Raw genomic sequence first — 9,319 nt, forward strand, 5'->3', positions numbered from 1 at the left:
CGGCATTGGAAACCCGCCTCCACATGCACTAAGTAGGCGCACACTCCAGCCGCCGAGCCGCCCCTTGCCCATCCCTCCCTATCAGGTCATCCCGATCACCGACCCCGAAGATCCACGCATCGAGCCTTACCGCGACGTGCGGGAGCGCGATCTCGTCGGCCGTGACGGGCTGTTCATTGCCGAGGGGGCGGTGGTGGTGCGCAGCCTCGTGCAGTCCAGCCGATACCGCGCCCGCTCGCTGCTGATCGCCGGGAAGCGGCTGGAGGCGCTGGAGCCGATGCTGGCTGCCCTTCCGCCGGACACCCCGGTCTACACCGCCACCCAGCCCGTGCTGGACCGCATCGCCGGCTTCCCCCTGCATCGCGGCATCCTGGCGGTGGGGGAGAAGACCAATGTCCCGAGCGTGGCCGATCTGCTGGGTGCCTGCGGCCCGATCGCCCGTGTCGTGATGCTGTTCGGCATCGGCAACCACGACAACATGGGCGGCATCTTCCGCAACGCCGCCGCCTTCGGCGCCGATGCGGTGATCCTCGATTCCGGCTGCTGCGACCCGCTCTACCGCAAGGCGATCCGCGTTTCGGTGGGGGCGACCCTGCTGGTGCCGACGGCGAGGCTCGGCATCGACGAGGACCCGCTCGCCCTGCTCGACCGGTTCGGCTTCGAGGCGGTGGCGCTCAGCCCCGCCGGTGCCGAGACGCTGGCCGCCCTCACCCCGCCGCGCCGCGCCGCCCTGCTGTTCGGTTCGGAAGGGCCGGGCCTGCCGCCCGCCCTGCTGGCCCGCGCCCGCAGCGTCCGCATCCCGATGGCCGGCGACTTCGATTCCCTCAACGTGGCGACCACCAGCGGCATCGTGCTGCACCACATCGCGTCCGGACAGGTCCAATGACCGAAGAAATCAGCACGCCGCCAGCCGATCCGCATCTGGTCCATGACCTCGCCGTCGCCCATCCGGAGGTGACGACGCTGGGAGCCGCCGGCCTGCTGCGGATGACCGACGCCGAGACGCGCGGGCTGGTGCCGCTCGGCCTGCCGCTGCCGAAGGGCAAGCGCGACCTGCTGGTCCCGGCGGAGCGACGCGAGGCCATCCTGCTGGAGATCACCGGCCGCATCGACCGCGCCCACCGCCGCGACGCGCTGCTGGCCCAGGGCCGCCGGGCGCTGTCCGGCAGCCACACGGCGCTGCTGTCCTGCGAGGACCGCACCCGCGTCCGCGCCGTGCGCAGCGACGAGTTGCCCTGGCCCGGCCTGTCCCCGGCGATCCGCCTGCACGTCTCCCGGACCTTCGACGCGCTGGAGCTGTCGGACCTCTCCGATGCCGAGCTGTCGGCCCGTCTGGACCACGACCCGGCCCTGCGCGCAGCACTGGATGACGCCCTGTCCCGCATCGCCGCCCGGCTGCGCGATCTGGCGGACCGGGCTGGCGACGACCCGGATTGGGGCTTCGCCAGCCTCGCCGACCGGCTGGGCAAGGCCGCCCGCAACCGCAGCGATGCCGACGAGCTGCTCGACCGCTGGGACCGTGAGTATGACCAGTGGCGCCGCGACCGGGCGGAAGCGCGCGGCCGGCTCTATGTCGACCGCCATTTCGACTTCTCCCGCTTCGAACGGCTGTTCCCGGTGGCGCGCGGCATGAACCGCCGTCTGGTGCTCGTGATCGGGCCGACCAACTCGGGCAAGACCCACCGCGCCATTTCAGCACTCCGCGAGGCCCGCGACGGCGTCTATCTGGCGCCCTTGCGCCTGCTGGCGCTGGAGGTGATGGAGCGGCTGAACGCCGAGGGCACCCCCACCACCCTCATCACCGGCGAGGAGGAGATCCGCACCCCCGGTGCCCGCCACACCGCCTCGACCATCGAGGTGATGGACCCGGACCGGCCGGTCGAGGTCGCGGTGATCGACGAAATCCAGATGCTGGCTGACCCGGCGCGCGGTTGGGCCTGGACCGCCGCCCTGATGGGCGTGCCGGCGGAGACCGTCTATATCCTCGGCGCGCCGGAGGTCCGTCCGCTGGTGGAGCGCGCCGCCGCCCATCTCGGCGAGCCGCTGGAGGTGGTGGAGCTTGAGCGCAAGACCCCGCTGTCGATGCTCGACCGCCGGCTGGACTGGGCGGAGGTGGAGCGCGGCGACGCGCTGATCGCCTTCTCCCGCCGCGAGGTGCACAGCGTCCGCGACACGCTGCTGGCGCAGGGGCTGTCGGTCGCCGCCATCTATGGCGCGCTGGCTCCGGCGGTGCGGCGGCGCGAGGCGGCGCGTTTCCTGTCCGGCGAGGCCGATGTGGTGGTGGCGACCGACGCCATCGGCATGGGGCTGAACCTGCCCTGCCGCCGCGTGCTGTTCACCGCGCTGGAGAAGTTCGACGGCAGCAGCGTCCGTCCGTTGACCGCGACGGAGGTAAAGCAGATCGCCGGCCGCGCCGGCCGCTTCGGCCAGTTCGAAGAAGGGCATTTCGGCGTCATCGCCCGCGGCACCCCCGCCGCGCTGAAGCGCCTGCTGGAGGCGCCCGACCGCCGCCTCCGCGCCGACGCCCCCCTGCCCGTCCGCCCCAACCGTGCCATGCTGGCCCGCCTCGCCAGCCACATCGACAGCGACGAGACCCGGCTGCTGGTGGAGTGCTTCGGCAGCGCCGCCACCGCCGGCTCCCCCTTCCGGCTGGCCGACCTGTCGGCGCTGCGCCGGGCCACGCCGATGCTGGACGCCCGCCGGCTGGCGCTCGCCGCCAAACTCGACCTGCTGCTCGCCCCCGCCGACCTGGAGGATGCGGAGGATGCCAAGGTCTTTGCCGCCATCCTCGACGCGGTGGAAGCCGGAGAGACGCTGCCGCTCGCCCGGCTGATCCCGGCGCGGCTCGACGGGCTGGCCGCCGATGTGCTGGAGGCGGCATCGCGCGCCTGCGACCTCTATTTCTGGGCGTCGCGCAAGTTCCCGGATAACCTGCCCGACCGCGACCGGGTGCGCAGTGCGCGCGACGCCATCGGCCAGCGTCTGTCCGAAGCGCTGGCCTCCCGCGCCCGCCGCCGCGAGCCGCCGCCGGCAGCCGGTTTCCGCGGCGCCCCGCGCAAGCGCTTCGGTCCACGCCGCCGCTGACAAAGGGGGGATTGGTTCCCGGCGAAATTCGCCCGCATGGCACTGCTGCACCGCGAACGAAGTGACCGCCCTGCTGTTCTGAACTGGACCCGACTTGGCTCGGTCGCCATATCGATAGCGAACGCCTATCGACGCGTTAGAAAACGTCGATTGGACGCTATCGAAAGGCCCTGCCATTGTTGCATCGGCGGCCAAGCCATGCGGCCGTCCCGTTCAGGAGCAACCGGCGTGAAGACCGTATCCCCCACCATCGCCGACACCGTCCCCACCCCTGTCCGCACCCCTGCGGTGGGGCGCCGGTTCTGGACCATGCTCGGCCCCGGCTTCGTGGTGGCGGTCGGCTACATGGATCCAGGCAACTGGGCGACGGACATCGCGGCGGGCTCCAGCTTCGGTTTTGCCCTGCTGTCGGCGGTGCTGATCGCCAGTCTGGCCGGCATCTTCCTGCAAGGTCTGATCGTCCGGCTGACGCTGGCGACCGGCACCGATCTGGCCCGGCTGATCCGCCAGCGCTTCCCGCGGCCGGTGGCGATGCTGGTGTGGGCGGTGTCGGAACTGGCGATGATCGCCACCGATCTGGCCGAGCTGCTGGGCAGCGCAATCGCGCTGAAGCTGCTGTTCGGCATCCCGATCATGGCCGGGGTGGTGATCTCCGCCGTGCTGACCTTCGGCATCCTGGCCCTGCCCGGCGCCCGCGGCCGTGCGCCCGAACTGGTGGTCGGCGCGCTGATGAGCGTGGTCGTCGTCTGCTTTGCCTGGGAGCTGGCAATCGCCCGTCCCGACCCCGCCGCCCTGCTGGCCGGTCTGGTGCCGAGCGTCGAACTGGCCCGCGATCCGGAGATGCTGTACCTGTCGCTGGGCATCGTCGGCGCCACCGTCATGCCGCACAACCTGTTCCTGCACTCCGGTCTGGTGCAGGCGAGGCTGGCCGAAGTCAAGACGGCGGAGGAGCGGCGGCAGGCCGCCCGCTGGCTGACCGTCGACCTGTCGACCGCGCTGGCGCTGGCCGGTCTGGTCAACGGCGCCATCCTGGCGGTCGCCGCCGTGGCGTTCCAGGGAGCGGCGGCCGGCGCCTCCCCCGGCATCGAGGACGCCCACGCCCTGCTGGGCAGCAGCATCGGCGGCGTCGCCGCCCTGGTCTTCGCCATCGCCCTGCTGGCCGCCGGCCAAAGCTCCACCACCACCGGCACCATGGCCGGGCAGATGGTGACGGAGGGTTTCCTGAACCTGCGGCTGCGCCCGGTCACCCGCGCGCTGATCACCCGCGGCGCCTCGCTGATCCCGGCACTGGCGGTGCTGGGCAGCGCCGGCGATCGCGCGGTGGACGGGCTGCTGGTGCTGAGCCAGGTGGTGCTGGCCCTGACCCTGCCCTTCATCCTGATCCCGATGCTGCTGCTGCTGCGCAACGACAAGCTGATGGGCGGGCTGGCGATGGCGCCGCTGACACTGCGGCTGGCGAGCCTGACCGTGCTGGTGCTGACCGGCCTGTCCGGCTGGCTGGCCGGCACCACGGCGATGGTGTGAGCGGAAAGGCACCTCGACCCGGAGCGGGGAATGGTCCATCTTGCGGCCCGTTCCCCGTTTCTGCAGCCGGTGCCTTATGGATCCCGCCCTCGAACAACGCCTCGCCGATCTCGAAAGCCGCCTTGCCCATCACGAGCGCATGGCGGAGGAGATGTCGGAAGTCATCTTCGCCCAGGGCCAGACCATCGACCGCCTGACCGCCCAGATGAAGCGCATGCGCGACCGGGTGGAGGCGGCGGAATACGCCATCGCCTCCCCGCAGGACGACCGGCCGCCGCCGCATTATTGACGGGTTGGAGGGCTCTCCCTCATCCCACCCCTTCGTAGACCACCTCCGTCATCATCCCCGTCGCCATGTGCAGCAGGTTGTGGCAGTGCAGCGGCCAGCGGCCGGGGTTGTCGGCGTTGAAGGCGACGGTGACGCTGCCCATCATCGGCACCAGGACGGTGTCGCGCACCGCCCCCGCCACCGGCCGGCCGTCTATCGCCACCACCTGGAAATGATGGCCGTGCAGGTGCATGGGATGCGCCATCATCGACGCATTCTCGAAGGTCAGCTCCACCCGCTGGCCCTGGCGGACCGTCAGCGGCCGGTGCGCCCCGAAGGTCAGGCCGTCCAGGCTCCAGACATAGGGCGCCATCGAGCCGGTCAGCCGCATCCGCCGCGTCAGGTCGGCCGCGCGCGCCGCCAGCGGCGAGACCGCGACCAGCTGCTTTTCCAAAGACAGGTCGAGCGGATCGGTCTGCGTCTCCCCGGCCGCCGCGACCTTCTCAACCGCAGCGCCGGGGGTGGCGAGGATGATGCCGGTGCGCTGCACCGCCCCCTCGCGCAGAGCCAGGATCGGGAAGGCGCCGCCCTCGGCCGGCACGATCAGGCGGATGTCCAGCCGCTGGCCCATGCTCATGGCGAAGCGGCTGCCGGCAACCGGCTGCACCGGGTTGCCATCGGCGGCGATCACCTGCCCGGTCAGCCGCCCGAGGTCGAGATGGAAAGCGGTCGAGGTGGCGCCGTTGATGATGCGCAGCCGCACCCGTCCGCCCCGCTCCACCCGCACCAGCTCGGGGTCGGCAAGTGTGCGGTCGTTGGCGAGGTAGGCATCGTACTCGACATCGTTCAGGTCCATCGCCATGCCGCTCATGCCGTGGCCCGAACCATGTCCCGCCTGCCCGTGTTCCATCGACCCATGGTTCATAGCGCCGCCGACCATTGAGCCGTGGTTCATCGCGCCATGATTCATGGCTCCATGGTCCATTGAGCCATGATCCATCTGGCCGTGCCCGCCATGGGCCATTCCGCCGGCCGGCGCACCCAGGGAAGCCAGCAGCTCGGCCGGGTCGCGGAAGGTGAAGTCGTGCAGCAGGATTGTCACCTCCTGCTCGTCGGCGCGCAGATCCTCGGCGCTGCGCACCACCAACGGGGCCGCCATCAGCAGCTGTTCCTGCATCCCGTGGTGGGAGTGCATCCAATGGGTCCCTGTGCGCGGCGCGAAGTCGTAGCGGACCGATTCGCCGGTGCGGATCGCTGGACGGTTGGTGTCGATGACACCGTCCTGGACATAGGGCGGCGTCTGGCCGTGCCAGTGGATGACCGCATCCTCCCCCGCCCGGTTGGCGAGGTCGACGACAAAACGCCGGCCGGGGTCGAGGCTCAGCCCAGGGGTGCCGCCGGGCTGGCGGATGCCGAACACGCCGGCAGCCTTGCCGTTCACGTCGAGCGTGCGGCGGTCGACGGTCAGGAGGACCGCATCCTCCACCGGGTTGCTCCCTTGATTGGCAGCAAGGACGGAGCGCGGAAAGGCGGGAAGCAGGGCGGCACAGCCGCCGGCAACCGCCGTCGACAGCAGACGGCGGCGCGAAAACGCGAGAGTCATGACGGACTCCGAATGATCGGGGGAACAGGGAACGGAGAAAGCGCCGCGGAAGCCCGGCGGCGCGCCGGCATCATCCCAGCCGCGGCGGCGGCAGGTCGGGCCGCACCCCCAGCCCTTCGCGCAAAGGCCCGGTCGCCCAACGCAAGCGCAGCCCCGAAGACCCGGCCGGGGTCAACAGCGCGGCACTGGGCAAACCGACGACCATGGAGGCGCAGGCCATGCCGGCGCAGCAGGGCTGCGTCGCGTGATGCGTCCGGGCCGGCATGGGGCGGCCGTGATCCGTGCCACCCGAATCGGCCACAGGCGACACTCCATGCGCAGCGACGGCGGCCGGCGCGTCATGCGGACAGGAGGCGGCGGCATCCCCCGACCACAGCAGCAGCCCGAGCGTCAGGAGGACCAGCGCCCCCGCGACATTGCCCAGCCTCCGCATCCAGTCGGCGACGCGCATCGGCACCGCACCGCTCCCGCTTGTTGTCAGCCTTTCCAAATAGGCCCTCGGTCGGAGCCGGTCAACCGCATCGGACCGCCGGACAGGGCCTCTACCCATTCAGTCCTAGGCGTCTTCCCGAGCATGGAACTGCAACACACCGCCCCTATATTGGCCGTCACCCGAAACCAACAAAACACTCCCGAGATGTCCGCCTCCGCCCGTCCGGCCACCCTCCCGCACACCGCAACTCCGCAAACCGCCGCCCGCCAGCTGCATTGCGCCTGCTGCGGCCGCCCCTTCGTCCGCCCGTCCACACGGGGGCCGGCGCCGCTCTATTGCTCGGAGGATTGCCAGAAGCAGATGCGCGTCCGCACGCGGGTGTGGAGCCGGCGCGACGACGCCCCCTTCGGCCTGCGCCGCGCTTCCTAGGGTCCGTCTGATGCTTATTGAAGCACCAGACGGACCCTAGGATTTTGGTTTTCCGTGTGATTCACGCTTCAAGCGATTCCGCTTGAACCGATCACACTCTAGCGAATCTCGACGGTCGCGCTGTCGCTGCGGCCGTCGGCGTCCAGTACGGTGACCCGCACCACCCCCGGCCCGTCCGGGCGCCACACCACGTCGCGCGCAATCGGTGACTGGGCGATGCGCCGTCCGTCGATCAGCCAGGACAGCGGGCGCCGCCCGCCGGTGGCGGTCAGGGTCATCGGCTCCCCCTTGCCATCCGGCCCCAGCGCCTCCAGCACCATGTCGCTGACCGGGAAGGTCAGGCGCAGCCGGTCGGTCTGGCGCGGTCCGGCCAGCTCGACCTCGCCCGGCCGCAGGCGGCGCAGCAGCTCCGGCGGCGCCTCGTTCCTGACCGGGCCGGCGGGACGGCCGCGCTCGGCCGGCAGCCGGTCGAAGACCTCGAACAGCAGGGGGGCGGCGGTGTTGCGGCCGTAATGGTCGGGGCTGGGCGTGCCGTCCGGCCTTCCGACCCACACGCCGACCGTATAGCGCCCGGTGACGCCGAAGGCCCAGGCGTCGCGGAAACCGTAGCTGGTGCCGGTCTTCAACGCCACCGGCCCGCTGCCGCGCAGTTCCTGCGCCTGCACCACCCCCGGCGGCGGCGGGGAGCCTTCCAGGATGGCGCGGACCTGCTGCGCCGCGGTGGCCGACAACAGCCGCTGTTCCGCCCCGCCGGGCTCGTCCAGCCTGGCGCGCAGCGGCGCCACCAGCCCGTCGCGCGCCAGGCCGCTGTAAAGAGTCGTCATGTCCCACAGGCTGATCGACGCCCCGCCCAGCGCCACCGGCAGCCCCGGCAGTGTCGTGCCGCCCGGCAGCACCAGCCGGGCGCCGGCCTTGCGCAGGGCCTCGGCGAAGCGCAGCGGCCCGACGCGGTCGAGCACCAGCACCGCCGGTACGTTCAGCGAGCGCTGCAGCGCCTCCATCACCGTCAGGTCGCCGGTGAAGCTGCGGTCGAAATTGCGCGGCGCCCAGTCGCCGAAGCGGGTGGAGACGTCGGCAATCTGGGTCAGCGGGTGGATGATGCCGTCGTCGAAGCCCAGCCCATAGATGAAGGGCTTCAGCGCCGAGCCCGGCGAGCGCACCGCCCGCACCATGTCGATGGGGCCCTGCCGCGTCTCGTCCAGCGCGTTGGGGCTGCCGAGATAGGCCAGCACCGAGCGGTCGCGGTTGTCGACCACCAGCACCGCCAGCCCGGCCTGCGGGTTCAGCGTCTCCGCCGTCTTCCGGCCCAGCGCCTCGACAGCCAGTTGCAGGGTGCCGTCGATGGTGGTGGCGATCTCCGCCCGTCCGGGGTTGGCGCTGCGCAGCCGGTCGGCCAGATGCGGGGCGGAGGCCGGCAGGGACAGCCGGGCCGAGGGAACGGGCAGCGACTTCGCCTCCGCCACCGCCTTGGGCGACAGCGCGCTCGCCTCCGCCACCCGGTCCAGCACCTTGTCGCGCGCCGCCCGCGCCCGTTCCGGATAGCGGTCGGGGCGCAGGTGGGAGGGCGATTGCGGCAGCGAGACCAGCAGCGCCGCCTCCGCCGCGTCCAGCTCGGCCGGGGCCTTGCCCAGCAGCATCAGCGAGGCGGCGCGGATGCCCTCGATGTTCCCGCCATAGGGGGCGAGCGTCAGGTACATGCCGAGGATGTCGCGCTTGCCATAGCGCCATTCCAGCTGCGCCGCCCGCGCCGCCTCGATCAGCTTGGCGGTAAAGGTGCGTGGCCGCGGCTCCAGCAGGCGGGCGACCTGCATGGTGATGGTGGTGGCTCTTATACACATCCGACGCTGCCGACGAATAGAGGGGTGTGGTCTCCGGGAGTGGTCGGTTGACGATATAAAAACAATAGCACATGTACAGTGAACGGTACTGTACGTTCTATTATGTGATCTTCGACCAGTTGTCTACACTCACGTCATTT

Annotated in this window: 8 protein-coding genes; 5 read left to right on the forward strand and 3 right to left on the reverse strand. The window is 71.1% G+C overall.

Annotated elements, in window-relative coordinates; genetic code table 11:
* Nucleotides 1-64: 64 nt before the first annotated feature.
* From GBZ48_RS28065 to GBZ48_RS28080, 4 genes are all read left to right on the forward strand, one after another.
* A complete protein-coding gene (locus GBZ48_RS28065) occupies nt 65-886 on the forward strand; it encodes a TrmH family RNA methyltransferase (RefSeq protein ID WP_209798128.1) in 822 nt (273 codons plus the stop codon).
* Nucleotides 883-3,084 carry a helicase-related protein gene (locus GBZ48_RS28070; protein WP_174474050.1) on the forward strand — a complete coding sequence of 734 codons (2,202 nt, stop codon included), beginning with the start codon at nt 883-885 and terminating at the stop codon, nt 3,082-3,084. The genes GBZ48_RS28065 and GBZ48_RS28070 overlap by 4 nt, the downstream gene beginning before the upstream one ends.
* 228 nt (nt 3,085-3,312) lie before the next feature.
* Nucleotides 3,313-4,608, forward strand: a complete 1,296-nt coding sequence (locus GBZ48_RS28075; RefSeq protein WP_174474051.1) for an Nramp family divalent metal transporter — start codon at nt 3,313-3,315, stop codon at nt 4,606-4,608.
* Nucleotides 4,609-4,684: 76 nt separating this feature from the next.
* A complete protein-coding gene (locus GBZ48_RS28080) occupies nt 4,685-4,897 on the forward strand; it encodes a SlyX family protein (protein ID WP_174474052.1) in 213 nt (70 codons plus the stop codon).
* A 19-nt stretch (nt 4,898-4,916) separates the two neighbouring features.
* On the opposite strand, the gene GBZ48_RS28085 is transcribed toward GBZ48_RS28080, so the two are convergent.
* Together GBZ48_RS28085 and GBZ48_RS28090 are read right to left on the reverse strand one after the other, a co-directional pair.
* Entirely contained in the window at nt 4,917-6,479 is a 1,563-nt protein-coding gene (locus tag GBZ48_RS28085) for a multicopper oxidase family protein (RefSeq protein WP_174474053.1), read from the reverse strand.
* A gap of 70 nt (nt 6,480-6,549) precedes the next feature.
* A complete protein-coding gene (locus GBZ48_RS28090; RefSeq protein WP_174474054.1) occupies nt 6,550-6,936 on the reverse strand; it encodes a hypothetical protein in 387 nt (128 codons plus the stop codon).
* Nucleotides 6,937-7,116: 180 nt separating this feature from the next.
* On the opposite strand from GBZ48_RS28090, the gene GBZ48_RS28095 reads away from it, so the two are divergent.
* Complete coding sequence (locus GBZ48_RS28095; RefSeq protein ID WP_174474023.1) at nt 7,117-7,341, forward strand: hypothetical protein; 225 nt, start codon at nt 7,117-7,119, stop codon at nt 7,339-7,341.
* Nucleotides 7,342-7,439: 98 nt separating this feature from the next.
* Here the strand turns inward: GBZ48_RS28095 and pbpC are convergent, their stop codons facing one another.
* Nucleotides 7,440-9,179 (reverse strand): penicillin-binding protein 1C, encoded by a 1,740-nt coding sequence (gene pbpC / locus GBZ48_RS28100; RefSeq protein WP_246307515.1) that lies wholly within the window; start codon nt 9,177-9,179, stop codon nt 7,440-7,442.
* Between the last annotated feature and the right edge of the window lie 140 nt (nt 9,180-9,319).

It is taken from the genome of Azospirillum melinis (assembly GCF_013340935.1).
In the GTDB taxonomy this organism is placed as follows: domain Bacteria; phylum Pseudomonadota; class Alphaproteobacteria; order Azospirillales; family Azospirillaceae; genus Azospirillum; species Azospirillum melinis.